Below are 25664 nucleotides of genomic sequence, written 5' to 3'. Positions count from 1 at the left end.
CGGCGTGCGTGGGGCCTTCGGCACCAGGCAGGTCAGGACGTCAGCAGCGTGAACGCTCCGGCGGCGCCGGCCAGCAGGGCGGCGCGAGTGGCGTCCAGGTCGAGCGGTCGGACGGGGTCGGGGTCGGTCACCATCAGTGACACCACGAACGTCCGCCCGCTCTGCGTCCCGGCGAGAAAGTTCTCGGTGACGACGCCCGGCTCGACGCCGTTCTTGCTCCAGCCGACCGGCCAGCGCCCCGCGTCCAGCCCGAGCGATGCCGTGCCCTGCTGACCCAGGACCGCACCGACGGCGGGCTGAGTCGCGGCCTGCCGGACGAGACCGGCGAACGCACGGGAGACGTCGGTGGGCGAGGCGAACCACTCCACCGAGTCGGTGAGACGCGGCTCGTCGGGAAACTCGGTGGGGCGGGGCAGGCGCGCGACGACGTCCCGCAGGTAGCCCAGCCGCTCTCGGGGACCGTCGGCCGCGATGTACTCCTCGCCCATCCGCGGATGCACCTTGAGCTGCGTGGTCTCGCGCGCGGTGAGGAACGGCAGGTTCGCGCCGACCTGCGCGTGACCGAACCGGACCTGCTGCGCCTCCACCGCACCACGACCGAGCCGCCCGAGCAGGTGGTCGATCGCGGAGGCGTCACCGGAGAAGATCGCGTCGTCGGCGTAGCGCCGCAGCGACAACATCGTGCCGTCCGGCACCGAGCCGACCGAGGACGTCAGGTCGGTCTTCCACGCGTCACGCACCGCCAACGGCTCGTCCCACCGCAGGCGCCCCTGGCCGACGGCGTGTGCGAGAGCGCCGAGCACGTACAGCGCCATCGCCGACCCGATCGGCCTGCGGGTGGTCGGCGCCACGCCGTACACCGGCCGGATCCGGCCGTCCCGATCGATCTCGGTCGCCAGGAACGACGCCCGGGGCGCCAGCCCTCGCACGAGATCGCCCAGCTCGGCCCACGTCCGGGGGATCGGGGTCCGGCGCAGCGCGCGGATGCGTCCGGCCGGGTCGGTCTCCAGCACCACGTGGTGGCGGTCGCCCTGGGCGTCGCGCAGCACCGCGTACGCCTGCCGCTCGGCCTGTCGCGGTTGCGCGCGGAACGACTCGACGCGCAGCCCTGCGGGCAGCGACAGCGAGGTCAGCGAGGTGTGGGCGTGCCGTTCGGCGTCCGGGACCGGCAGCCGGTCCGACGCTTCACACAACCACTGCAGTTGGCGCCCGACCGGAGTCGAGGGCAGCAGGGGCGACGGTCGCTCCGTGAACGCAGGCAGCGACGCCGCACCGGTGCGGCTAGACACGATCGGCAACGTCGCCTCCCTCCTCCGCTCGTTCAACACGCGGCGACAGTGCGCTACACCAACCATCTCCTGTCCCGCGGGCTCCGACATCGGGGGTGACCCGGATATCCAGCCACTAATTGGCAACGTGGCAGGTGGGTCGTCCTGTTCCAACTTGGGCCAGAAGATGCAGAGTGAGAAACGCAGTCGGCGGTTACGCCTCGCCCCGCCTACGCTGGATAGCGCAATGACGAACGAATCGGCCCCGGTGGCCATCGCAGCCCCGATCGACATCGCCGACCTTCGATCCCGCCTGCCCGAGCTGACGCTCCGCGATGAGCACCGGCTGCGACGGCAGCTGGACCGGGCCGGCAACCTCCGCGACCCCGAAGCGGCGAAGGCGGCCCTCGCTACCGCGGCCGAGGCGATCGAACAGGCCGCCGGAAAGCTGGCGGCCCGCCGGGAGAGCATCCCGGCGGTGAGTTACCCGCCCGCGCTCCCGGTCAGCCAGAAGAAGGACGAGATCGCCGCGGCGATCCGCGACAACCAGGTCGTGATCGTGGCCGGGGAGACCGGCTCCGGAAAGACGACGCAGCTCCCGAAGATCTGTCTGGAGCTGGGGCGCGGCGTCCGGGGCCTGATCGGCCACACCCAGCCCCGACGGCTGGCGGCCCGCACGGTCGCCGAACGCATCGCGGAGGAGCTGGGCACCGAGCTGGGTGACGCGGTCGGCTACACGGTCCGCTTCACCGACCAGGTCAGCGACGCGACCGTCGTGAAGCTGATGACCGACGGCATCCTGCTGGCCGAGATCCAGCGCGACCGTGACCTGCGGCGTTACGACACGATCATCATCGACGAGGCGCACGAGCGAAGCCTCAACATCGACTTCCTGCTCGGGTACCTCAAGCAGCTACTGCCCCGGCGTCCGGATCTGAAGCTGATCATCACGTCGGCGACGATCGACCCGGAGCGGTTCGCGAAGCACTTCGGCGACGCGCCGATCGTCGAGGTCTCGGGTCGCACGTATCCGGTCGAGGTCCGGTACCGCCCGGTCATCGACCCGGACGACGAGAACGCCGACAAGGACCGCGACGTCACGAGCGCGATCATCGACGCGGTCCACGAGCTGTCCGGCGAGGGCCCCGGCGACATCCTGGTGTTCCTCTCCGGCGAACGTGAGATCCGCGACACCGCTGACGCGCTCACCAAGGAGAACCTGCGCAACACCGAGATCGCGCCGCTCTACGCACGCCTGGCCGCGGCCGAGCAGCACAAGGTGTTCCAGCCGCACGGCGGTCGGCGGATCGTGCTGGCCACCAACGTTGCCGAGACGTCGCTGACCGTTCCCGGCATCAAGTACGTGATCGACCCCGGCACTGCCCGGATCTCCCGCTACAGCCTCCGCACCAAGGTGCAGCGGCTGCCGATCGAACCGGTCTCCCAGGCGAGCGCCAACCAGCGCAAGGGTCGCTGCGGCCGGCTCTCGGACGGCATCTGCATCCGCCTCTACACCGAGGCCGATTTTGAGTCCCGGCCGGAGTACACCGATCCGGAGATCCTCCGCACGAACCTCGCGTCGGTCATCCTGCAGATGGCCGCGCTGGGGCTGGGCGACATCGCCGCGTTCCCGTTCGTCGAGCCGCCGGACAAACGCAACATCACCGACGGTCTCCAGCTCCTGTCGGAGCTGGGTGCCCTCCAAACCAAGAGCAAGTCGGACGGTGTTCAGCTCACCGCCGTCGGTAAACAGCTGGCGCAGATTCCGATCGATCCGCGCCTGGCCCGGATGGTGCTGGAAGCGGACAAGAACGGCGTCGTACCCGAGGTGCTGGTGATCGCGGCCGCGCTCTCGATCCAGGACCCCCGCGAGCGTCCGACCGAGCACCAGCAGGCCGCGGACGAGAAGCACAAGCGGTTCGCCGACCAGCACTCGGACTTCTCGTCGTACCTCCTGCTCTGGAACTACCTGCGCGACCAGCAGCGCGAGCTGTCGGGCAGCGGGTTCCGCCGGCTGTGCAAGGCGGAGTTCCTGCACTACCTGCGGGTCCGCGAGTGGCAGGACCTGCACGGCCAGCTACGGCAGATCGTCCGCGGGCTCGGCATCACGGTCGACCGCAACGCCGACCCGGGCACCGACGGCCGGAACGTCCACGTCGCGCTGCTGGCCGGGCTGCTCTCCCACATCGGCATGCGCGACGAGAAGGCTGCGGCGAAGGATCAGCCGACCCGCGGACGGCGTCCGCTGACCGAGTACTTCGGCGCCCGCGGCGCCCGGTTCGCGATCTTCCCCGGATCGACGCTGGCCAAGCGCCCGCCGCGCTGGGTGGTGGCCGCCGAGCTGGTCGAGACGTCCCGGCTCTGGGGCCGGATCACCGCCCGGATCGAGCCGGAGTGGGTCGAGCCGCTGGCCGGTCATCTGGCCATCCGTACTTACAGCGAGCCGCACTGGGACGCCGAGCGCGGCGCGGTGATGGCCACCGAGAAGGTGACGCTCTACGGCATCCCGCTGATCGCCGGACGGCCGGTCACGTACGGGAAGGTCGACCCCGAGCTCTCCCGTGACCTGTTCATCCAGCACGCGCTGGTCGAGGGCGAGTGGCGCACCCACCACAAGTTCTTCGCCAGGAACCGCGAGCTGCTGAAGTCGGCCGCCGAACTCGAGCACCGCGCCCGCCGCCGCGACCTGGTCGTCGACGACCAGACGCTGTTCGACTTCTACGACGAGCGGGTCGGCGCCGAGGTCGTCTCGGCGAGGCACTTCGACAGCTGGTGGAAGAAGGTGTCGCGCGAGACGCCGGATCTGCTGGACTTCTCGGCGTCGATGCTGGTCAACCAGGCCGCCGGTGACCTCGACATCAAGACCGCGTATCCGGACCACTGGGACGCCGACGGTGTCCGGCTGCGGCTGACCTACCAGTTCGAGCCCGGCACCGCCGCCGACGGCGTCACCGTCCACATTCCGGTCGCGATCCTCAACCAGGTCACCCCGGACCAGTTCGGCTGGCAGGTGCCCGGCCTGCGACAGGACCTGGTCACCGCGATGATCCGGTCGCTGCCCAAGGAGCTGCGGCGGAACTTCGTCCCGGCGCCGGACGTCGCTCGGGCGGCGCTGGCCGGCATCTCGCCTGCCGACGGGCCGCTGCCGGTCGCGTTGGCCGCGGAGCTGCGTCGGCTGACCGGTATTTCCCTGCCGGTGGACGCCTGGCAGGACGACCGAATCCCGGACCACCTCGCGATGACGTTCCGGGTCGAGGACGACCGGGGCCGCCGGGTGGGCGAGGGCAAGGACCTGGTCGTGCTCCAGCGGCAGCTCGCGCCGTTGATCCGGGACGCGATCGCCACCGCGCTGACCGCCCCCGACGAGCCGCGTCGATCCCGGCGTGGGCGGGGTGGCCGGGGACGCGGTGCGGGGGCTGCTGCGCCTACCGCTGCCGGCCCTGACGTGACGGGCGCCGACGGTGCCCGTAGCTCAGCGTCGATATCTAAAGAGGGAAGCGAGACCGAGGGGCTCAGCCTGGAGCAGACCGGGCTGAAAGCCTGGTCTTTCGAGACGTTGCCGCAGGTGGTCGAGCGGCGGCGCGGCGGGTTCCTGGTGAAGGCGTATCCGGCGCTGGTCGACGAGGGTGAGAGCGTCGCCGTGCGACTGCTCGGGAGCCCGGCTGAGCAGCGGGCCGCGATGCTGACCGGGACGCGGCGGCTGGTGCTGCTCACGGTGCCGTCGCCGAACAAGGCAGTGGTCTCGTCGCTGTCGAACAGCGCGAAGCTCGCGCTCGGACGTAACCCGCACGGCAGTGTGGCTGCGCTGCTGGCCGACTGCATCGCCGCGGCGGCCGACGAGCTGATCGCGGCGGCCGGTGGTCCGGTGTGGGACGCGGCGGGGTTCGCGAAGCTGCGGGACGCGGTGCGCGGGTCGCTGGTGGAGACGACGCTCGACGTGCTGAAGACCGTGGAGAAGGTACTGGCGGCGACGCACGCGGTCGGAACGCTGCTGCCGACGGTGCCCGCAGGTGCGCGTGCCGACGTTCAGGCCCAGTTGGACGCTCTGGTCTACCCGGGTTTTGTGGCCGCCACCGGGCGTCGGCGGATGACCAACGTGCTGCGGTACGTGCAGGCGATCCAGCGGCGGTTGGAGAACGTGCGCCGTGACCCGGCCCGCGACCAGGGCTGGCAGGACCGGATCGCCGCCGTCACCGAGGTGTACCGGGACTGGCTGAACCGGCTGCCGCTGGAGCGCCGGTCGGACGACGCGGTGCGGGAGATCCGCTGGATGATCGAGGAACTGCGGGTCAGCTTGTTCGCGCAGTCGCTCGGAACCGCCTACGCGATCTCCGAACAGCGCATCTACCGGGCGATGGACGCGGCAGGCGGCGGGGTCACCGCTTAGGGTTGCCTTGACGTCAGCGTCAAGCTTTAGCGTCGGTGGTGAGGAGGTCGGCGATGCGGATCGGGACTCATGCTTATTAGTGCGTTGGCTAAGCGGGTCGGTACCAGCACGCGTGCGCTGCGGCACTACGAGGCGCTCGGGCTGCTGGCCGCGCGGCGGACGTCGAACGGCTATCGGGAGTACGACGAGGCGGACGTCGCGGTCGTGCGGGAGATCCGGACGCTCGTGGGGATCGGGTTCGCTCTGGAGGAGACCCGGCCGTTCGTGGAGTGCCTGCGCGCCGGGTACGCCAGCGGGGACTCGTGCCCGGCATCGGTCGCGGTCTACCGGCGGAAGATCGCCGAGATCGACGACTGCGTGGCGAGCCTGGCGGCGGTGCGGGCTCGTCTGACCGCGGCCGTCGACGGTGACGCGCTGGTGGGTGCCGACGCACCCGAGCCGCTCTGCGCGTTCACACCGCTGCGCTGACCCCCTCCTTACCGAGGGAGGAAGCTTGTCTGCTGTTACGCATTCATTCGACGCCGTGACCGACGCGACCTGGACCGACGAGGTTCTGAAGTCCGAGGTGCCGGTGCTGGTCGACTTCTGGGCGGACTGGTGCGGTCCGTGCCATCGGCTCCGCCCGACGCTCGAGGCGCTGGCCGAGGAGTGGACCGGGCGGGTGCGGGTGGTGGCGCTGGACATCGACGCCAACCCCAACACCGCCCGCGACTACGGGATCCTGAGCGCGCCGACGCTGATTCTGTTCCGCGGTGGTGAGCCGGTCCGGACCGTGGTCGGGGCTCAGCCCAAGGCGCGGCTCGCCGCACAGTTGGAGCCGGCGCTCTGACCGGTCGTGCGTCACGGAGCCGCCGGTGGGCGGCTCCGTGCGTGCGGCTCCGGGTTGTGCCCGACCTACGGGCGGTCGAACTCGCCGAGCTTCACGCCGCCCAGAAACGCTGCCCACCGACCCACCGGGTAGCGGAGAACGGGGCCGTGCGGGTCTTTCGAGTCGCGAACCCCGATGAGGCTCGGGGTCTCCGCCACTTCGACGCAGTGCATGCTGGCGCTGTGTCGTGACTTCCGCCAGATCGACGGGTTGAACGCGCTGCTGTCCATGATTGTCCGCCCTAATGGCTAGGTGACTGGTTGAGCATCGACGACGCGGCAAAGCGTCGCGGACGGCGGGCATACGGCCCCAAGGGTGGGGGCAGGCGGCAGCGACCGGCGATCGGTCGGCCGGTCGATCCAGGGTCGAGTCTTCAGCCGCGCTTGTGGGCGGTCAGTGAACCTCCGGTGTGCGGATCTGATCGCGCACCGCGGCGACGAACTCCAATGACTTGTTCGGCGAGAGAGCAATGGACCTGAGCTGGTCGAAGATCCGCCGATACCGCTTCAGATCCGCGGCACCCTCCAGGTAGAAGTCACCCTGGTGGCCTTCGACGAAAACGATGCCCGACGCCGCGCTGTCCTCGATCTCGACGATGCCGAAGTTGCCCGGGAGCGCTGGATGCGCGCCGGCTTCGTAGTCGATCACCTGGACACTGACGTTTGGTCGTTCCGCCACCGCGAGGACCGTGCCCAACTGTCGGACCATGACTTCGCGGCCACCGATGAGGCGGCGCGTGGCTGCCTCGTCGATGATGAAGGACAGGTAAGGCGGATCATCACGATCGAGGATCTGCTGGCGGGCCATCCGCAGCGACACCTGTTCTTCGATCTCCGGCTCGGTCCTCTTCTCGCCCATGCCGCGAAGGACGGCCCGTGCGTAGTCGGGCGTCTGGAGCAGGCCGGGCAAGGAGAACGGTTGGTAGTCGGAGATGGCGGTTGCCGCCGACTCCAGACCGATCAGAGTTCGATAGGTGGCGTCGATGTCGTACCCCTGCCACCAGGCGCGTTCCTTGCTCTCCCGCGCGAGCGCCATCAGTTGCTCCTGCTCGGCGGGTGAAACGTCGTACAAGCGGCAGAGATCGCGGACGTCGCGGAGGACCGCGCCGCGTCGACCGGTTTCGATCCGGCTGATTTTCGTCGGGGAGCAAAGTAACTCCCTGGCGACCTCCTCGATCGTCTTTCCGGACGCGTGCCGAAGTGCTCGCAGCCGCGCCGCGAGTTCGCGCCGACGCAGGGTCGGAGTGCGCTCTCCCGCCACAGCTAGGTGCTCCTCAGGGCCATGGCATACCGTTTCGACGACAGGGGTCGTTGCCGCCGAAATGGCACTTGCCATGGCCAGGCCGGGACGTTACCAGTCGGCAGATCACAGGGGTCACTCTGGTGCCGGTAAACCCAGTTGTGTCGAAAGAGGGATCTGTTTTGCTGGGATGGGAATCCCGTTTCAGCAGCTAGACGGGGCCTTTCTGGAAGTTTCTCGCTTCTGTTTCCAGAGCTGCCCGAGTGACTGAAAAGGGCCTCGTCGCGTGCGGTTTCTGTCGGCTCGACGACTGCCAATGGCACTTGCCCTCACCGTCCCGCGCGTGCCAGGATCTTACTAACTGTTAGGGAGGGTAAGCCAACGAGCAACCGGTGCGCACAGGCCCGGCCAGTCGGGGGGCGGGCCCTTTCGTATCGCGAGCTTATTGGGTGCGTAAGTTTCGCTCGATGCGGGTCGCCGTCGTGAGCGGCCGTTATCCAGTGGAAACCCACCAAGTCTCGACTGTCCCTGCTCCCGTGGCAGGCAGGTCTCCCGCAGCCGGCAGGGCTGCGGGAGTTCCCGTTTGTTTCGGAGGTACGGATCCGGCGCTGCTCGCCGGTCCGGTCCCGGCTTGGTGCTCGGCACAACCGGATACCACGGGCATGGAGGGTGCCAGATGAACACGGGGCCGCAAGGCTGGCATCAGGGTGGGGCAGATGAATTACGTCCGCCGACCGGGGTACTGCGTCGCGGCGCAGCGCCCGACTGGCCGGCGCGACCGGTAGTCGCACGTCCGTTACCGACGACCGTCCTCTGGCGCTGGCGGTACGAACTCGCGGCGCTTCTCGGTGCGCCGCTGCTGTGGTGGGCGAGCGTCCAGACCTTCGGCGGGCTGACCGGGCTGAGCATCGTCACCGGGGTGTTAGCCGTGGTGGCGCTGGTGCCGCCGCTTCGTCGGTGGGCGTTCGCGGTGCTGTGGACGGTTGTCACGCCGCACCGGATCCGGGTGGCCTGCGCGGAGGCGGGCGTGGTCTCGTCCCGGGGCAAGTTGCCCGCTGTGCTGTTCACCCGCCGCAAGTCCTACGGCGAGCGCGTCTACCTCTGGTGCCCGGACGGGGTCGGTTCGACCGACGTCGCCGCTGCGCGTCCGGCGATCGCCGCCGCGTGCTGGGCGCACGAGGTCCACTTCTACGAGACCAACGGGCAGTACCCCCACCTGGTGGCCGTGGAGGTCGTGCGCCACCGTGCGGAGGTCACCGAGGCAGAGGACGGGACGCTGTCGGCGCTCTGGGCGCGGTTCGCACGCCATGGGGGTCGGTTCGAGGGGTTCGCCCCCCGCGGCTGACCCGCTCTCCTAAGAAGGCCTACTCCGGCAACGGCGCCGGAGTAGGCCTTCTTACGTGTGGCCGCTGTCGGGTAGCGGACAGTTGTGTCTGAGTGGCGGCTGATAGCGTTCGGCAACTTCGCTAATGCAATTCCCGTTCGGCGTCTCTCCATTTCCGGATAGCGCCGGGACAATTGTCCTGCGGCCCCGGGAATTGTTCCCGATCGAACCGGTCCCGTTGGGAATTCTTCCCGCACTGTTTCCGCGATTTCCCTAGCTCGACAAACGGTCGCGAATTGGTCGCCCGATCCGTTCCTTGGTTACGAAAAGGCAACGATCCGCAGGCTTCCCTGAAAAGCGACTTTCCGGCATTGTTCCGGGCGTTCCGGCGGGCGGTGCCCGCACGTGAGCAGTCGGCTGGGATCGGCGCTGACCAGCGGATAGTGCTGGTCGCGGTGTCTCTGGTGTGGACGGTGTGACGCGCGTCGTCGATTTCCTCAGGGTTTGTTAAGTGAGCTGCCATCGGGGGTGATAAATCGTTCGATCGCGCCACTCCAGTCACACCGGTAACTAAGGATCTGTTAACGGCGAAATGAGTCCGGGCTACGAGGTGAATTGGCGGAGCGGTGTCATGATCGGATTATTCGCCGAGGCCGAATTCGACCGGGTGCGTCGTCGACTCCCGTGACGGTCTGCAGCGAATGGATAAGCGGTGTCCGTAGGCGAACCGGGCGCGCTGTGAGAGTAGAAGGACAGGGGTGCTGCCATGGCACGGAACATTTCCACCGACGAGAGCGGTCGCCGAGCGTTAGAGATCGTCCAGGTCGCGACCACCGTGCCACCGGCAACAGCACCACGCGCCGGAGCGTCCCACGTCGAGGCGACGCCGTGGGCGGTTTCCTGGTCGTCCCGGTCTTCCGGGCCTTCCTGGTCCGGTGCCGTGGCGGTGACTCGATGAGCGCTCGGCTCGAGCGGGCCGTCCTGGCGGCCGCTGCTCACGAGTTCCTCCGGGCCGGCTGGCCGGTCGCGCCGGGCGCGTGGTGGTCACCGCAGCTTCAGCGGTACCGCTGCGGGCGTCCGCGATGCCGGACGTCGAGCCCGCACGCGGTCGACCCCGGCGTCGGGCCGGCCGGCGATCGGTGTCGCGCCACCGTCGCCGAGTGCGTGGTGAAGACGCCCACCGAGGTCGACCGCTGGTGGACCGGCCACCCGTACGCGCTCCTGATGCCGACCAGCACCGGTCCCGGCGTCGTGGACGGCACCGAGGACGTGGTGACGGTCATCGACGAGCGACTGCGAGCCGCCGGGTACCTCGCGCCGATCTCCAGCTCGAAGGTCGGGCAGGCTCAGCTGTTCTGCCAGCAGCTGCGGCCCGGTCAGGAGCTGTGGCTCGCGGCAGCCGGTGCGGGGGTGTTGCTGCACGGGGAGGACTCGTGGGTCACGCTGCCACCGTCGACGGTTCGGACCGGCCAGGTGCGATGGCTCCGGTCCCCGCAGGAATGTGGGTGGAGGCTGCCACCGGCGGCCGTGGTCTGCGATGCGCTCCGGGTCGCGCTCACCTTTCGAGCCCGGCCCGTCATAACCGGACGGTCCGGATGAATCCGCGGCTGCCCCAGGAGATCCGCCGCCCGGACTCGGCCACGATGGCGATGCTCCGGGAGTCACGGGCGACGATCGCGGTGCGGCCGGTGGATCTTTCGGCGGCGGTGTACCGCCACCTGCCGACGTTCGCGCCGCGGACGAAGGAACTGATCGCGGCCGAGCTCCGGCGGCACGGGGAGCGGATCGTCGAGGAACTGCTGCGGGCGATCGATGTCCTCGACGCGATGGCGACGCTGGAGGACGACCTGCGCCGCCTCGGAGCCGAACACGCCACGCGTCACGGGGTGCCCGCGGAGCACTACCCGTACGTGGGGCAGGCGCTGGTGCGGGCCGTCCGGGAGCTGTTTCCGAACTCCGAGGGCGGGACGCTCGGCTCGGCCTGGATGGAGGTGTACGAGTGGCTCGCGGCCCAGATGTTGCAGGGGGCGGGCGGCTCGTCCGCGCCGCCGGCCCGCGAGCCCGAGACGTCGCCCGCGTACTGGCGGGCGTACGTCGAGCCCGCGGAACCACCGCAGCCGGTGGGCGTCGAGGAGCGGGTCGACCCGGCGCGTGACCGCACGATCTCGTTCGACCGCGGCGAGCTGTTCGAACGACTCGCCCGCGTTGAGGAGGTCACCTCCGCCGCGGCGGGGTCCGAGCCGACGCCGCTACGCCGCCCACCCGCCGGCGGCTCCGCACCACCCCCACATGGGCCGCCGCCCCCACATGGGCCGCCCCCACAGGGCGCGCCGCCGCAGGGTGCGCCGCCGCAGGGTGCGCCGCCGCAGGGTGCGCAGCCCTGGGGTGCGCTTCCGCAGGGTGCGCCTCCGCAAGGGCTGCCGGCGTCGGGGCCGCCTCCGCAGGGTGCGTCTCCACAGGGTGCGCAGCCCCGGGGTGCGCTTCCGCAGGGTGCGCTTCCGCAGGGTGCGCCTCCGCAAGGGCTGCCTCCGCAGGGGCTGCCGCCGCAGGGGCCGGCGGCGGCTGGGCAGGCGGCGGTGCGGCCGGTGTCGCCGGCTGCGGGCGGTGTGCCGCTTCCGGACGAGCGGCCGCAGGAGGAGTCGAGCGAGCGGCCGCGGGAGCCGGGTGAGCGGCCGCGGCGGTCGCGGAATCCGTGGAGCTGGGGAGCGCGGAGTCGGAAGGCTGCCGCGCAGCGTCCCGACCCACTGCCCCCGCAGCCGCAGCAGATCGACCCGGCGATGTACGACTCGCCGCCCCAGGTGGCGCCGCCGCAGAACCTCGACCTGCGCCGCTCAGCCGTTCCGGCGCAACGCGAACCCGTCGATCATCCGGATCCTCGGCGCGTGCCAGAGCCACGGCAGGCACCAGAGCCGGCGTCGGCGCCCGCCGTTCCGGCGCCTGGTGCGCCCGGCCCAGGGGGTCCGTGGCCAGAGGCTCCGGGGCCGAGTGCGCCCGGGCCTGGTGCGCCCGGGCCTGGTGCGCCCGGGCCTGGTGCGCCCGGGCCTGGTACGCCCGGGCCTGGTACGCCCGGGCCTGGTACGCCCGGGCCTGGTACGCCCGGGCCTGGTACGCCCGGAACAGGGGCGCCGGGGACAGGGGTTGCGGGGCCGGGGGTTCCGGGGCCGCGGCCGGCGGTGGCCGAGGATGCACCGACCGAGATTTTCCGGATCGAGCCGGGCGACCTGGACGCCGAGCCCACCGGACCCGCGGCCGTCGGGGAGTCGGCCGCACGTCCGGCGCCGGTGCCAGAGCCTGGCCGCGCCACACCGGGAGCCGCGCTCCGTGGAGTCGGCACCGGCTGGCCGGAAGCCACGACCACCCGACCGGTTCGGCCCGCGCCAAGTGGAGGGCCGAACCCGCCAGACCTGGGCGACGCCCCCGCCCAGGAATAGAGGAGGGGGCGTCGCGGAGTGACGCACCGCGACGCCCCCTCCTCCCCAGAAGGAGCGCCGCCCTTGAGCGGATTGCATTTGGAAGGGCTATACGCCTCGCAAATGCAATCTGCCCGGGCGGCGGCGGCCGCGCGGCCCGAGGCCGCGGGAGGCGGTGGGAGGCTCAGGCGAACATTGTCAGCGGCTTGAACGTCCGCTTCGGGAAGACCGCCGCCACCTCGGCCGACGACAGCCCGAACCGCGACTGCGCAACGGTGCCGAACACGTCGAACATGTTGTTGAACTCCGGCACATCGCCGTTGTCGAGCGTCCCGAGCCCGTCCCAGGTGCCGATCACCGAACTGGCGAGCTTCTTCCCGGACAGGATCGTGACGACGTTGCCGTGCCCGTGGTCGGTGCCGCCGCCGTTCTGCGCGACCCGGCGTCCGAACTCGGACGAGAGCACGACGGTCACGTCCTTCCGCGCGTCACCGAGGTCGTCGAAGAACGCCCGCAGCGCCTTCGCGATCTGGGTGAACTGGTTGAACAGGTGCCCGCCGTTCGTGCCCTGGTTGCTGTGGGTGTCGAACCCGCCCATCGAGACCGCGGCGGTGCGGACGTTCGCCCCGCCCTTGATCAGCTGCGCGAGCGTCTTGAAGCCGTCGCCGAGGCCGGCCGGGTACGCAGCCCCGTTCGCGGGCGCGTAGTTGACCGAGCTGATCTTGCGAGCGGTCTCCAGCGCGCCGACGGCCGCCTCGACCGACTCCGCCGCCGGGTGGTCGAGCCCGGTGAACATCGTCTTGACCGCGTCGGCCGTCGGCTGCCGGAACTTCTCGTCACCGTTGATCGCCAGCGCACCGAGGTTCCGCAGTGCCAGCGCGCCCTGCGTCCCGACCAGCGAGCGGCGCAGCGTGCTACCGACGCCGACCGACCGGAACGCGGTGCCGGTGCCGAGCTTCTCGGTGAGCACGTCCAGCCAACCGCGGCCCTGGGTCTCGCTGGGCAACCCGCCGAGCTCGCACGCGTCCTGGCACTGGAAGTGGCTCCGGGACAGCCGAGGATCGGACACCCCCGGGACGAAGCCCAGCTCCCCGGCGTCCAAATACTTTTTGAGGGGTTCGAACGCGCGGTTCAGCGCGAAGCCGCGCGCAAGCGCGATCGACGAGTCCGGAAGGGCGAATGACGGTCGGACCTTCGTCAGCACCGGGTCGTTCGCCGGAGCCACCAGGCTCAGCCCGTCGAGGCCACCGAACAGGAAGACGTGGATCAGCGTCCCGGTGCCGGTCGCGCCGAACGAGGCGCGGACGTTGAGGAACTGGCTGGTCAGCAGCGTGGTGGCGGTCAGGCCGGCGCCGGCGAGCACGGTCCGGCGGGTGACGCCGCGGCCTTCCTCGGCGGCTTCTTCGGCCTCGGTCAGCTGGGTCCACTCGTCGCGAACCGCGGCGTTCTCGGCTTCGACGGCGGCGGCCTCCGCACGGAGAACGGCGTCACCGAGAGTCGGGCCCAGCGCGCGAAGATCCGGGCAGTCGGGGTGTAACAGCACGGGGGGCCTCACTTGAAGGAGTGGTAGGGGGAGGCGAGGATCGTGCGGGCCACCGCGGTGACCGCGCCGTTGAACGTCGCGTCGACGGTTGCGTCGGCGGTCAGCCCGCTGACCGACAGGACCGCGGCCCGGTCCTTCGCCGGGAGCTTCTGCCCGACGAGGCGGACGCTCAGCGCGTCCACGAACTCCCCTGCGGTTGCCGGCGGGTCCTCGACCAGCTCCTCGGGCTTGACGAACGTGAAGCCCTTGCGTCCGCCCGCGACCAGTGAACGTGCCTCATTCCACTCCTCGATCATGGTTCCTGCCGAAGCCCACGCGGTGAACACGCGCGGGTAGCCGTTCGGCGACGGCTGGCCCATCGGGTACTGCCCGAGCTCACGCATCCGGTTGTGCACGGCGGAGAGCCCGTCCGCCAACTCCGCGCCGGGCCGAACGCCGAGCGCACGGTGCGTCGCGACGACGTACTCCATCGGGCGCCGCACCTTGAGCCCGACCGAACCCCAGAACTCCGACGAGGAGAACAGCGTCAGCAGCACCGGGACGATCGACGACCGGTTGTCGAGGTACGACTTCTTCAGCCGCGCGACCAACGTGGCCGGCGGGGTGTCGGAGACGAAGTGCAGGCAGAGCTGGCGCGCGATCCGCTCCGCGGTCGACGGGTGCAGCGCCAGGTAGCTCAGGTACTCGTCGCCGGCGTCCAGGCCACCGTCGGCGCTGGAGTTCGGGTGGCTGAACCCCATGACCTTGATCGCGCCGACGTGGTGGGCGTTGGGGTCGTAGAAGAACTCGTCGTCCTTGATCAGGCGCCCGGTCTGCAGCAGCGCTGCCTGCCGGACGTCGACCTCGGTGTAACCACCGTCGACGCCGACCGAGTACAGCTCCATGTTCTCCCGGCCCAGGTTCTCGTTGACCCGGTCCTTGCGGGACTGGTCCTGGTTCAGGTAGCGGAGCAGGGCGGGGTGGCGGTTGCCGGCCAGGAACATGTCCTTGTACGAGCCGAGCGCGTGCTTGCGGATGACGTCCGCGTCGAACGAGGCGCGCACCATCTCCGAGCCGTCGAACGGGTTCGCGACGTGGAACAGGTCGTTCCAGAAGTCGACCATGACCTCGAACAGCTGTCGCTGCGACCAGATCTGCCTGGCGATCGTGAGCCGGACGTTCTCCTGGTCGGCGTACGGGCGCTGGTCGCCGAGCCGCTCCTTGTCCGCCCGGAGCTGCTTGATCGACTTGCCGTGCGTGCTGAACACGCTCTCGGCCTTCGCCACGTCCCCGGATTCGGTGACCGACTCCGGCTGGAGCTGCTGGCTGAGCCAGGCGTCGATGCCGGTCTTGCGTACCTCGGCGACGAGCTCGGGCGACGCGCCGAACGTCGTCCGGCGCACCAGGTGCAGCACCGGGTCGGCGGTGAACACCAGCGGAGAGGTGACCTTCGTGCCGGTCGCGGCGGCCGCAGGTCCGGAGTAGAGCTTCGCGGGGACGCTCGGCCTGCTCCGGAGCTGCCTGCCGGCCTTCGCCCCCATGTAGGACTCGTCGCGCTCGCTGTACGTGCGCACGGTCCGCGCCTGGCGTCCGGACGGGCGCCTCGATCCGGCGCCGGTGGACCGGTCGAGCGACTTCGTCGTGCTGTCGCCGCCGGTGGGCGAGGTGCCGGCCGTCTGGCTGCCTCCGGCGGTCTGGCTCGGGTCGGCGCCGTCGACCGGCGCGTCGGAGTTGCCGGCCGGAGCCGCGTCGACCTTGTCGCCGCTGACCTTCTTCGTCGGTTCGTCGTCCTTGCTGCAGGCCGCTACCGCGAGCCCCGCCGCGGCGAGCACGCCGGTGACCAGGCCGCGGCGTCCCCACCGGGACGTGCCAGTGGGTGGTCGGTCCACTTCGCGAGGTTTGACGTTTTCGGGCATGGATCGACCGGGCCGCTCGGGCATGCGGCAGGGCTCCTTTGTGCGTGGCGGTAAGCGCCGGTCCGTCCGATCTGCACGACGTCCGGCCGAAAAAAATTCTGTGATTCACGCCGGAAGGTAGTAACGCGAGGAGCTGGTGCCAACGTTCTTCGGGTGGTCTTAAGTAAGCATCGGAAGCATTTAAAGTGACTCCTGAGTACTCCTGGTCACTTTGTCTCGAATGTGGACATCATCGCTATGTCTTCGTGTTCGAGGTTGTGGCAGTGGAGCAGGAAGCGCCCGCGGTAACCGGTGAACCGGATCGCCACCTCCACCGCCTCGGCCGGACGCAGGTCGACGGTGTCCTTCCAGCCGCCGTCCAGATCGCCGGGCGAACGGCCGTTGCGCGACAGCACCTGGAACGGCGAGAGGTGGACGTGGATCGGGTGGTGGAGGTCGGTGAAGAACGTCCAGATCTCGATGTCGCCGAGCCGGGGTGTGGCGTCCACCCGCTCCGGGTCGAACGGCTTGCCGTTGATCACCCAGCCGGGCCGATCACCGACGACGCCACGGGTGAACGCGAACTCCCGGCGCGGCGCGTCCTCCGGCGGCACCAGCGGGGTCACCTCGGCCAAGCGTGCGGGCACCGCGGACTCGTCCCGCGCTCGGTCGGTGACCCGGAACCGCATGACCTGCCGGGTGTCGCCGGTGCCGAACGCGTTCCGCAGCGTCACCACCTGGCCCGGCCGGTAACTGCTGAAGTCGACGACGAGGTCGAACCGCTCCGCCGGTGCGATGTCGATGTTGCCGTGCTCGACGGGTGCGGCGAGCAGCCCGGCGTCCGATCCGATCTGGACGAACTGCGGGCCCTCCGGTGGTGGCGGGTCCAGCGTCAGCCGGTACCGCCGGGCGTTGGACGCGTTGAGCACACGGAAGCGGTACCGGGCGCCCACCACCTCGAGCTCCGGCCAGGGCGCGCCGTTGACCAGGATGACGTCCCCGAGGACTCCCTCGACCCAGTCGTGCATCGTGCCTGCCGTGTGCCCGGCGTGGTCGGCGGCGGGATACGAGAGCGAGCCGTCGGCGGCGAACGTGCGGTCGGCGATCATCAGCGGGATCTCGCGGTCGCCGGCGGGCAGCGGCAGCGCGTCCTCCACGGCGTCGCGCACGAGGTGGAATCCGGCCAGGCCGCGGTAGACCTGCGGGCCGGTGAAATCCATCCGGTGGTCGTGGTACCAGAGCGTCGCGGCCGGCTGGTCGAGCGGATAGACGTAGTCGCGTTTGCCCTGCGTGATCTTGCCGGGGTGGTGGCTCTGGTGCTGATGGGCGCCGCCGAGCGGCATGACCAGGTCGGTCGGCCAGCCGTCGTGGTCGGCCGGGGTGTGGCCGCCGTGCAGGTGCACGACCGTCGGGACATCGGTCCGGTTGTGGTGTCGGACGACCGTGCGGCGACCGCTGCGCGACTCGATCGTCGGCCCGGGGAACACGCCGTCGTAGCCGAGGATCTGGGTGCGGACGCCGGGCAGGATCTCGACCTCGGCGGGCCGCTGGACGATCTCGTACCAGTCGGTCGTGGCGTCCCGGCGCACCGGGCGTTTCACCGGTGGAACCGGGAGCGGTACCCGGAACGGTTCCGGGATCGGGACCTCGCTGCGCACCATCTCGCCGGTCTGGCCCGGGGTGTCACATCCGGCGAGCGCGACGGTTCCGGCCGCAGCGCCGAGCAGCCCGAGAAACTGTCGCCGCCTCATCGTCCGGCCTCCGCGGCTACGCGGTCGAGGGCAGCCCTCGCCGGTTCGCGCCGCATGCGCCACTGCCGTCCGCGGCGGGGACGGGCTGCCGCGGGCAGCCACGACCAGATCGTCAGACCGAGCGCGGCCACGACGATCGCGACGCCGAGCGGGATGTGGATCGCCAGCACCCGGGCGTACCCCGCGCCGATCTGAAACCCCTCGGCGAGCCAGAGAGCGGAGAACGCGAGCAGCGGCCACACCGCGCCGCCGGCGATCAGATACGCGAGCGCCACTGCTCCGACGAGCATGCCGGAGGCCGGGAGCACCGAGCCGTTCAGGCTGTGCGCGCTGATCGCGTCGTAGTCGCCGTCCAGGAATCGGCCGGCGAGTACCGGCTGCGCGACGACGCAGAGCGCGTGCACGGTGAGGCCGAGGCGCAGCAGCCAGAGCGTGACCCGCGGCCGTCGTATGGGAGGTGTCGACATCGGGGGCGTCCTTGACTAGAGGAGCGGGACGCCATCGACCGTATGAGTAGGCAGCCTACCTATGGATCCGGTGCGGTCCCGGAGATCCGCGGACCCCAACCCTGAGTTCACCCCGGGACCACCCGGATATCCGGTGCGGACCCACCCGGCGGCCGCTGATCATGAGTAGCCTGCCTACCTGTGAAGGACAGTGTGCGCGGTCATCTGGACGCCATGCTGCTGGCGGTTCTCGAGCCCGGTCCGCTCCACGGGTACGCGGTCATCGAGGCGCTCCGGCAGCGTTCCGGCGGCCGGTTCGACCTGCCCACCGGCACGGTCTACCCGGCGTTGCGCGCGCTCGAGCGGGCAGGCCACCTCTCCGGCGACTGGAGCACGGTGGGTGGCCGGAAGCGCCGGACGTACCAGCTGACCGGCTCCGGCCGGCGCGCGTTGGCGGCCGAGCGCACCGAGTGGCGGGCGTACAGCAGCGCGCTCGACGCGACCCTGGCGGAGGCCACATGACTACGGTCCTCGACGTCGATCCGGTTGCTGCGCTGCTCGGCGACCTACGCGCACGGTTGCGCGGACCGCATCGCGTCCGCCATGCGCTGTTGCAGGAAGTGGATGACGGCCTGCAGGACGCGGCAGCGGCCTATCGCGAGGCAGGCCTCGCGCCGGGCGAAGCGGCCCGACGGGCCGCGGCCGAGTTCGGCGATCCCGCCGACCTGGCTCCGCTCTACCAAGCCGAGTTGGACGCCAGTCAGGGGCGCCGTTCGGCGATGCTGATCGCCGTGGCCTACCCGGCGATGACGCTGAGCTGGGACGCGCTCTGGCGGTTCGCGGAAGTCGGGAGCAGCGACGCCCCGCCGAGCATCGCCTCGGTGGCGAGCCTGCTCGACCTGTTCAGCTACGGAGCCGCGATCACCGCGGCGATGTCGCTCCCGCTGTTCGCTCGTGCGTCGGCGAGGCTGGTTCGGCGGCTGGCGATCGGCGTCGGGCTGCTCGGGTGGCTGACGCTGGTGGTCAGCGTCGGGTCGTCCACCTGGATGTCGCTGACCGCCGGCGGACGCGGGGTGCAGGAGGTCGAGTCGAGTGCGGCCGGTGTCGCGGTTGTTGTGCTGACCGTCGTCGCGTCGCTGGCCGTCGCCAGATCGGCGACCGTCACCGTGTTCCGCGGCCTCCGGATCAGCCGGCCGTGGGCACCGACCGCCGCCCGTTGAGCAACGCGCTGGTCGAGCGCTCGGGCACCAGCGGCACCTCGACGGCCACCGCGTCCAGCAGGCCTGCCGAGCGGTGCTTCTCCTCGGCGAACGGGTCGCCCTGGGTGAACGCGAGGACGGCCGGGTCGAGCGGACGGAGCAGGTCGACGTAGGCCTCCGGGTCCTTCACGTCCGGATCGCCCTGCACCAGGAAGACGCCGTCCACCGTGCGCAGCGCGGCCAGCATCTCGGCGCGCTCCACCCCGGTGTTGACCGGTCGACCGGGGCCCTTCCACGCCGCGACCCGGTTGTCCGACTCGACGCCGACCAGCAGCAGGTCGCCGGTGGCGCGGGCGGACTGGAGGAAGCGCAGGTGGCCGACGTGCAGCACGTCGAACGCACCGGTGACGACCACCAGCCGGCCGGAGCCGGATGGGTGCGAGTACCAGCTCAGGTGGAGCCCCGCTCGTGGTGAGTCGGGCATCCGGTCACGTCCTTCCGGAATGGCGTGGAGTTCGTCCGTGGGCCTTCATCATCGTCGGTCCAGCACGCTCCGGGAGTGGCTCCAGGATTGCTGTGACCCGAAACATTGTCAGGTGGCGTTCCGTAACCGTCCCGACGCGGTTCATCCATAGCGTCGGTTATGCACGGTACTTCCCGGTGCGGCAGGCAGGGGAACCTCGGATGGTCGACTACGGCGAGGTCGGTCGCGATCAACGGCTCGCGCAGGTGGCGGCCGAGCGTCACCCGGAGGCGTACGCCGCCCAGCTGCCGGAGTCCTGGGCCGGCCTAAGCCTGGGCTGGTTCGTCGGCACGCTCGATCAGCGTGTCGATCCCGGTCGTCGAGAGGACGGACTGCGCGGCCCGTGACGGTGCCGCGATCGCAAAACCACCTGGCGTCTCACCGATCGTCCGCCAGAGCGTCACCAGCGCACCGATGCCGGACGAATCGACGAACGTGACGCGCGACAGATCAACGACGACCCGGTGCACTCCGCCGGTGTACGCGCGCTGCGCGCACCGAATCAGCGACGGTGAACTCTCCATGTCGAGGTCGCCCTGCGGGAGCAACCAGGCCGTGCCGCCGTTCACCGAGACGTCCAGCCGCCAGATGCCGTCCTCGACCACTCCGGCCCTCCTTCTGGCCCCGATCCGTATAAAAATTGTTCCACCGCTGCGGCGCTCCAACCGTCCTGAGGTCGGTGAGCCGACAGGCTCTCCAGTGCACGCGTCGATTCCGCGTCGCCCGATCGGTCCTGGGATGCTCGGTTCTGCCCGTCGCCGGTACCGGTGGGTACAGTCGGTGAAGTCCGCCTGTGCCCGATGAATAGGTTCGCTGATGTTCGAGCAGCCAGTGCGGTACGTCGCCCAGCCCCCGCCGGGGCAGCTGGACGACGCCACATTGTTGGCTACTGCCCGGGAGCGGGCAGCGCACCTGGCCGAGGCGAGCAAACAACTCGCCGGGTCGCTCAACCCCGACCGGACACTCCGTCGCGCCCTGCACGTGACCGTGCCCGCGCTGGCCGACTGGGCGCAGCTGATGATGCCTACCCGGACCGGCGTCCGATACACCGCCGTACGCACCGACGAGCCGGACCGCTTCGTGAGCGTGGACGGCACCCGTCCGGTGCTCGGCGAGATCTCCGGCCACGGGCGGATCCTCGCCACCGGCCGCGCCGAGCTGATGCACGTGCTGGCGGACGGCGTCGTTCCGGAGAGCGTCGCGGCCACCGTGCCCGCGGGCGAGCTGCGGGACGGCGTCCTCGGCCTGCGCCCCGCCGACCTGCTGGTCCTGCCGCTGACCGCTCGCGGGACGACGTTCGGCACGTTGACGCTCGCCCGGCGCGCCGGGCGTGGGTTCGAGCCCGAGGACGTCACGTTCGCCCAGGAGCTGACCGGCCGGATCGCGGTCGCGCTCGACACCGCCCGGGTATACGCCGAGCAGGCGCAGGTCGCCGAGGTGCTCGCGGCCAGCCTTCGGGCACCCCAGCTACCCGAGACGCCGGGGATCGCGATCGGCACCCGGATGCGGGCCGCCCTGCACGCTGCCGAGATCGGTGGCGACTTCTTCGACGTCTTCGGCGAGCCCGGGGACTGGTCGGTGCTGCTCGGTGACGTCGCGGGCAAGGGCGCCGAGGCCGCGATCCTCACCGGCCAGGCTCGGCACACCGCGCGGGGTGCGGCGTTCTACGACCGCCGTCCGGCCGAGCTGCTGCGGGTGCTCAACGCGTCGCTCTTCTCCGGTGCCAGCCGGGTCGAGCCGACCACCCGGTTCCTCACCGCGATCTGCGCGCGCGTGCGTACGGCTCCGGACGGGAGCCTGTCGGTCGTACTCGCGTCGGCGGGGCACCCGCACCCGTTGGTCGTCCGCCGATCCGGCACGGTCGAGGAGGTGCCGGTGAAGGGGCTGCTCTGCGGGGCGCTACCGATCGCGCAGTACGTCGAGGTCGGGGTGGAACTCGCGCCCGGCGACATGATGGTGCTGTTCACCGACGGTGTGCCGGACGCGATCGGCCCCGGAGGCCGGTTCGGGCTCGGCCGGTTGTCCCAGCTCGCCGCCGGTTACGCGGGTAGCGGCCCGCACGCGCTGGCGGAGGCCATCGATATCGCGGTGGCCGAGTACAGCGGTGTCGGCGTCGGCCCGACCGATGACGTCGCCGTGCTCGCGTTCGGCGGAGTGCGGCAGTAAGGCGGAGACAGTGACGACCGTGACCGACGAAGTCCGGGAGAACTACGCCAAGGCGCTCGACGCCGCCGACCGTCGCATGGCCGTGGAGGTGGTCGGCGACCTGCTCGACGGCGGCATGGACCCGGTCGACGTGTTGCTCGAGTTGATCACCCCGGCCCAGGAGGCGGTCGGCGACCGCTGGCAGAGCGGCGAGTACACGGTCGCCCAGGAGCACGCGGCGACCGTGATCAGCGAGGCCGCCGTCGGGACGGTCGGAGCCTGGATCCCGGAGCCGGTCGCGCCTCGCGGTTACGCAGTGGTCGCGTGCGCCGAGCGGGAGTGGCACGCGCTCGCCGCCCGGATCGTCGCCGAGTCGCTGCGGCACTTCGGCTGGCGGACGACGTTCCTCGGCGCCTCGACGCCTGCCCAACACTTGGCCGGCTACCTCCACCGCCTCGACCCGGACGTCGTCGCGGTGAGCTGTTCGATGTCGGCGGCGCTGCCCGCAGCCCGCCGCATCGTCGAAGCAGCCGCCGAGGCGGGGATTCCGACGCTGGCGGGCGGCCGTGCGTTCGGGACCGACTCGTCGCGGGCGCTGGCCCTGGGCGCCAGCGGTTGGGCCGCCTCACCGCGGGAGGCCGCCGACGTGCTCGCCCTGCTGCGTCCGGTCGCCGAGCCGGTGCCCGCGCTCGCCCACGCCGGCGCCGAGGAGCAGTCCGAGCTCCTGATCCGGAACCGGGAACTGGCCGTCCAGGTGCTGGACGCCTGGCTCGCCGCACTCGGGGAGATCGGCGCGGACCGCCTGGTCGGACTGGACGCCGAAGCCGAGTACGCGGTCGACCACGCGCTCCACGCGCTCGCCGCCGCCCTGCTCACCGACGACGTGACGATCCTGCGCGACGGGCGGGAGTGGCTGACGACCCTGCTCGCGGCGCGTGGGTGTCATCGGAACGCGGTGCCGGCCCTGTGGGACGTGCTCTCCCGGACCGCGGGCAGCCAGCTACCGATCGCTGCGCGCCTGCTCCGCGAGACGGTTCAGTGAACCTTCGCCGGGGCAGCGTCACGGCCGGTCGCACGCTCGACCGGCCGCGGACGGCTGCAATACAGCGCATGGGCCCGGTGTCGATCCCGCCGTCCGGACGGTGACACCGCCAGCACGTGTTCCCCGGGAGCGGGCCGCGACGTCGGCTGTTCGGGCCGCGGCCCTGACTTCCGGGAGCAGTACGAACGCGGAGTCAGCACGGTCTGGTCAACGAGACCCGTCCGCTCGGGTGACGGTCTTTCGGGAGTTGCGTCCGGATCTGAGGGAATTTCATCCCGCCGCTCGATGGCTCAGAGGCAGGTCGACGACGAGCGCGTCGTAGATCGGCGCGTCCGAGAACGGCTGGAGGTGGCCAAGCAGCTGCCAGCCCCAGGACAGGTACGCCGCCTTCGCCGCGGTGTTGGCCGGATCGACGAGCAGCGTCGCGCGACGTTCCGGACGATCGGCGAGCAAGGTGTCGTGAAGTGAGCGGGCGATCCCCCGCCGCCGCCAGCCCTCCTTCACCATGATCTCGTTCAGCGCGAACGTCCGGGAGCCGTCCTCGGCGACGACGTCCGGCGGCACTTCTTCCCGGAGGCCGTTCCACCACTGCGTGGCCGCTCCCAGCGGACCGCCGTACGCGTAGCCGATCAGTTCGTCGTCGATCCGCCCGGTGACCAGGAGGAACCCCGACCGGCCGGAGTGTCCGACGAAGCGGTCGGCGAACCGTTCCACCGAGTAGAAGGGATCACTCAGCTGATCGGCGTAGATCTCGGCGTACAGCGCGAACAGCTCGTCCTGGATCGCTCGTGCGCCACCGGTGTCGTAGGCGTGAGTGACGAGCCGGGTTGGGGTGATAGGGGTCATCGTCGGCCTTTCTGCTGACCGGACGGCGAACCCCCGTCCGGGCACGCGGACGTCCGGGCCGGAACCGGCCCGCCAAAGGGTGAGAACCACCGACTGTACGAGGATGTTCGCCCTGCGTGTTGGCCGCTAGGCGACATCGAATTCGGCCGCCGATACCGGCGGCCGAATTCACGCGACGACCGTCGAATCAAACCTCGCCATGAAACTGCGGGCGGCGGTCGACGTGCTGACCTGGGCCAGCTGACGCCGGAAGGCTCGCAGCTCGTTGAGGGTGCGGGTGCTGGTCACTTCGTTCACGACCATTCCCAGCGCCTCCTCACCGATTTCGATGGCGCGCGTCACGTCTCTACGAGCGAGCGTAGCGAAGGCGAGCCTGACGGTATAGAGGGATTTGTTCCTCACCATGCCCTCGCGCTGCTTTTCGCGAGCGAGTTCGAGGAAGGACGCCGCCTTGTTCGCCCGACCGGTGTCGAGCTCACACATGCCCTCGTTGCCTGCCAGCTCGACGTCGTCGAAGAACGCGATCCAGACCGGCTTCTCCTCGTCCTCGGTGCGCAGCTCGAACGCGTCGCGGGCGCGGACCATCGCGCGGCGGGCCGCAGGGCCGTCGTTGAGCTTCGCCCAGGCGCGCGCCTCCCGCATGGCCAGCAGCGCGTCCATCGTCGGCGTCGAGATCTGTTTCGCGACGCGCTGTGCCGCCTGCGCCATGTGCAAGCCTTCGCGCGGCCGGTCGAGGGCCACGGCCTGCATGCTCATGTTCGCCAGCGCGTGGACCTCGAGGTTGGGGTCGTTGGCCATCCGGGCCGCCGCGAGCGCCTCGGTGTAGCAGTAGCGAGCCTGGTCCTGGCGGCCGGCGTCGAACGCGAGCCACCCGGCGCAGATGCCCAGTTCGCCGGTGGCCACCTGGAGGCGGTGGCCGACTGCCTCGCTGTACTGGCCGCGGTTGAGGAGTTTGTTCGCTCGTCGCAACTGCGCCGCGGCTTGATCACATAGCGTGTCGCCGCCGTAACGGTAATCGAGGTTGTAGAGATGCTTCGGAGCGTCTTCCAACTGCGCGGCGTGCGCTTCGCCGACGCGGCCGAATTCGTCGTTCGCGAGGGCTTCTTCGTCCTCGTCGCCCGCCAGCGAGAACCCCACCAGTGCCGCGGCACCGGTCAGTCCTTTCAGCACACTTCTACGTCGCATGTTGTCTCCTACTTCATGCCCTGCATGAGTAGGGACGGTAGTTGGCAATTCGGGCGCCGTTGATCCGTCGAGGTATGGAGCGCCGATGGGGTCTACCAGGTGAGGGGGTATCCGCAGGCCCTGGACGAATCGCAGAACCGTGTCCAACCGAATCTCGCAGAGGCCCCGCTCGATACGCGAGATATGCGCCTGAGAGAAACCGACGAGCTCGGCGACCATGTGTTGCCGGCGGATCGGCGTCCGCGCGCGATAGAGCTGGGAAACGGTGCCCAGGTCGTGATCGGCGAGGGCCTGACGCATCTCCGGTTCGGCCCAGAAATCGAGCGGGAGAACCGGGGCCAGCAGTTCTACGGTGTGAGCACTCCGCTGACACGGGTCACACAGTGTGTTGGTGTTGTCGCGGCGAAGTCGCCCCCCACAGTGGGCGCACACCCGGTGAGCGGGGGAGTGCTCGGACGACTCACGGGCCATCGACGTGCTCCTGCCCTGCGCAGTGGACACTTCTCATACACCCGGATGAGGCTGATGATAGCCGCGCGGATGGTGTGCGCAAGACCACAAAGGTAGGGCTGACCCCCGGGTTCCGTGCGGTGTGACCGCAGGTCGGAGGGTTC

The 25664-nt window shown here is 70.3% G+C and carries 21 protein-coding genes; 10 read left to right on the top strand and 11 right to left on the bottom strand.

Going from position 1 to position 25664, the window contains the following annotated elements:
• Positions 1-32 precede the first annotated feature (32 nt).
• Positions 33-1289, bottom strand: coding sequence for a serine hydrolase (locus BUB75_RS10610; protein ID WP_245806238.1), 1257 nt, complete (start codon positions 1287-1289; stop codon positions 33-35).
• A gap of 226 nt (positions 1290-1515) precedes the next feature.
• Here BUB75_RS10610 and hrpA point away from each other — a divergent pair, with 226 nt between their 5' ends.
• From hrpA to trxA, 3 genes are all read left to right on the top strand, one after another.
• Positions 1516-5655 (top strand): ATP-dependent RNA helicase HrpA, encoded by a 4140-nt coding sequence (hrpA, locus tag BUB75_RS10605; RefSeq protein WP_073254948.1) that lies wholly within the window; start codon positions 1516-1518, stop codon positions 5653-5655.
• Between the two features lie 69 nt (positions 5656-5724).
• Entirely contained in the window at positions 5725-6123 is a 399-nt protein-coding gene (locus BUB75_RS10600) for a MerR family transcriptional regulator (RefSeq protein WP_073254946.1), read from the top strand.
• Positions 6124-6148: 25 nt separating this feature from the next.
• Entirely contained in the window at positions 6149-6484 is a 336-nt protein-coding gene (gene trxA, locus BUB75_RS10595) for a thioredoxin (protein WP_073254944.1), read from the top strand.
• 65 nt (positions 6485-6549) lie between these two features.
• Here trxA and BUB75_RS10590 read toward each other — a convergent pair whose 3' ends face one another.
• Both BUB75_RS10590 and BUB75_RS10585 read right to left on the bottom strand, forming a co-directional pair.
• Entirely contained in the window at positions 6550-6753 is a 204-nt protein-coding gene (locus tag BUB75_RS10590; protein WP_073254941.1) for a DUF397 domain-containing protein, read from the bottom strand.
• 163 nt (positions 6754-6916) lie between these two features.
• The gene (locus BUB75_RS10585; protein WP_073254938.1) at positions 6917-7783 is read right to left on the bottom strand and encodes a helix-turn-helix domain-containing protein; all 867 of its coding nucleotides are present in this window, start codon (positions 7781-7783) and stop codon (positions 6917-6919) included.
• Between the two features lie 655 nt (positions 7784-8438).
• Here BUB75_RS10585 and BUB75_RS10580 point away from each other — a divergent pair.
• From BUB75_RS10580 to BUB75_RS48105, 3 genes are all read left to right on the top strand, one after another.
• The gene (locus BUB75_RS10580; protein ID WP_073254935.1) at positions 8439-9107 is read left to right on the top strand and encodes a hypothetical protein; all 669 of its coding nucleotides are present in this window, start codon (positions 8439-8441) and stop codon (positions 9105-9107) included.
• Positions 9108-9974: 867 nt separating this feature from the next.
• Positions 9975-10685, top strand: coding sequence for a bifunctional DNA primase/polymerase (locus BUB75_RS44995; RefSeq protein WP_073254932.1), 711 nt, complete (start codon positions 9975-9977; stop codon positions 10683-10685).
• Positions 10682-12517 (top strand): globin domain-containing protein, encoded by a 1836-nt coding sequence (locus BUB75_RS48105; protein WP_073254929.1) that lies wholly within the window; start codon positions 10682-10684, stop codon positions 12515-12517. The genes BUB75_RS44995 and BUB75_RS48105 overlap by 4 nt, the downstream gene beginning before the upstream one ends.
• Positions 12518-12680: 163 nt before the next feature.
• Here the strand turns inward: BUB75_RS48105 and BUB75_RS10565 are convergent, their stop codons facing one another.
• The 4 genes from BUB75_RS10565 to BUB75_RS10550 form a co-directional block, all read right to left on the bottom strand.
• Positions 12681-14039, bottom strand: a complete 1359-nt coding sequence (locus BUB75_RS10565) for a DUF1501 domain-containing protein (protein ID WP_218617419.1) — start codon at positions 14037-14039, stop codon at positions 12681-12683.
• 8 nt (positions 14040-14047) lie between these two features.
• On the bottom strand, positions 14048-15907 hold the full coding sequence (locus tag BUB75_RS10560) for a DUF1800 domain-containing protein (RefSeq protein WP_178379818.1): 1860 nt from the start codon (positions 15905-15907) through the stop codon (positions 14048-14050).
• A gap of 233 nt (positions 15908-16140) precedes the next feature.
• A complete protein-coding gene (locus BUB75_RS10555) occupies positions 16141-17664 on the bottom strand; it encodes a multicopper oxidase family protein (protein ID WP_073254921.1) in 1524 nt (507 codons plus the stop codon).
• The gene (locus tag BUB75_RS10550) at positions 17661-18131 is read right to left on the bottom strand and encodes a hypothetical protein (protein WP_073254918.1); all 471 of its coding nucleotides are present in this window, start codon (positions 18129-18131) and stop codon (positions 17661-17663) included. The genes BUB75_RS10555 and BUB75_RS10550 overlap by 4 nt, the downstream gene beginning before the upstream one ends.
• 213 nt (positions 18132-18344) lie before the next feature.
• Between BUB75_RS10550 and BUB75_RS10545 the strand changes: the two genes are divergently transcribed.
• Together BUB75_RS10545 and BUB75_RS10540 are read left to right on the top strand one after the other, a co-directional pair.
• Positions 18345-18632 (top strand): PadR family transcriptional regulator, encoded by a 288-nt coding sequence (locus BUB75_RS10545; protein ID WP_073254915.1) that lies wholly within the window; start codon positions 18345-18347, stop codon positions 18630-18632.
• Complete coding sequence (locus BUB75_RS10540) at positions 18629-19330, top strand: permease prefix domain 1-containing protein (protein ID WP_073254912.1); 702 nt, start codon at positions 18629-18631, stop codon at positions 19328-19330. Before BUB75_RS10545 ends, BUB75_RS10540 begins: the two co-directional genes overlap by 4 nt.
• Here the strand turns inward: BUB75_RS10540 and BUB75_RS48100 are convergent.
• Together BUB75_RS48100 and BUB75_RS10530 are read right to left on the bottom strand one after the other, a co-directional pair.
• On the bottom strand, positions 19296-19793 hold the full coding sequence (locus tag BUB75_RS48100; RefSeq protein ID WP_073254909.1) for an adenylyltransferase/cytidyltransferase family protein: 498 nt from the start codon (positions 19791-19793) through the stop codon (positions 19296-19298). The two genes, BUB75_RS10540 and BUB75_RS48100, sit on opposite strands and share 35 nt — an antisense overlap.
• A 305-nt stretch (positions 19794-20098) precedes the next feature.
• The gene (locus BUB75_RS10530; protein WP_073254906.1) at positions 20099-20437 is read right to left on the bottom strand and encodes an STAS domain-containing protein; all 339 of its coding nucleotides are present in this window, start codon (positions 20435-20437) and stop codon (positions 20099-20101) included.
• Positions 20438-20648: 211 nt separating this feature from the next.
• On the opposite strand from BUB75_RS10530, the gene BUB75_RS10525 reads away from it, so the two are divergent.
• Positions 20649-21998: a PP2C family protein-serine/threonine phosphatase gene (locus tag BUB75_RS10525; protein ID WP_084740691.1), complete on the top strand. Its 1350-nt coding sequence runs from the start codon at positions 20649-20651 to the stop codon at positions 21996-21998.
• Positions 21999-22017: 19 nt separating this feature from the next.
• Positions 22018-23019: a cobalamin B12-binding domain-containing protein gene (locus BUB75_RS10520; RefSeq protein WP_178379817.1), complete on the top strand. Its 1002-nt coding sequence runs from the start codon at positions 22018-22020 to the stop codon at positions 23017-23019.
• Between the two features lie 270 nt (positions 23020-23289).
• Here BUB75_RS10520 and BUB75_RS10515 read toward each other — a convergent pair whose 3' ends face one another.
• Both BUB75_RS10515 and BUB75_RS10510 read right to left on the bottom strand, forming a co-directional pair.
• The gene (locus BUB75_RS10515) at positions 23290-23865 is read right to left on the bottom strand and encodes a GNAT family N-acetyltransferase (protein ID WP_084740685.1); all 576 of its coding nucleotides are present in this window, start codon (positions 23863-23865) and stop codon (positions 23290-23292) included.
• 168 nt (positions 23866-24033) lie between these two features.
• On the bottom strand, positions 24034-25350 hold the full coding sequence (locus BUB75_RS10510; RefSeq protein ID WP_073254900.1) for a helix-turn-helix domain-containing protein: 1317 nt from the start codon (positions 25348-25350) through the stop codon (positions 24034-24036).
• Positions 25351-25664: the final 314 nt, after the last annotated feature.

The sequence above is a fragment of the Cryptosporangium aurantiacum genome (genome assembly GCF_900143005.1).
Lineage (GTDB): Bacteria > Actinomycetota > Actinomycetes > Mycobacteriales > Cryptosporangiaceae > Cryptosporangium > Cryptosporangium aurantiacum.
The sequence above is the reverse complement of the archived record's forward strand: the minus strand, read 5'-3'. Positions and strand labels throughout refer to the sequence as shown.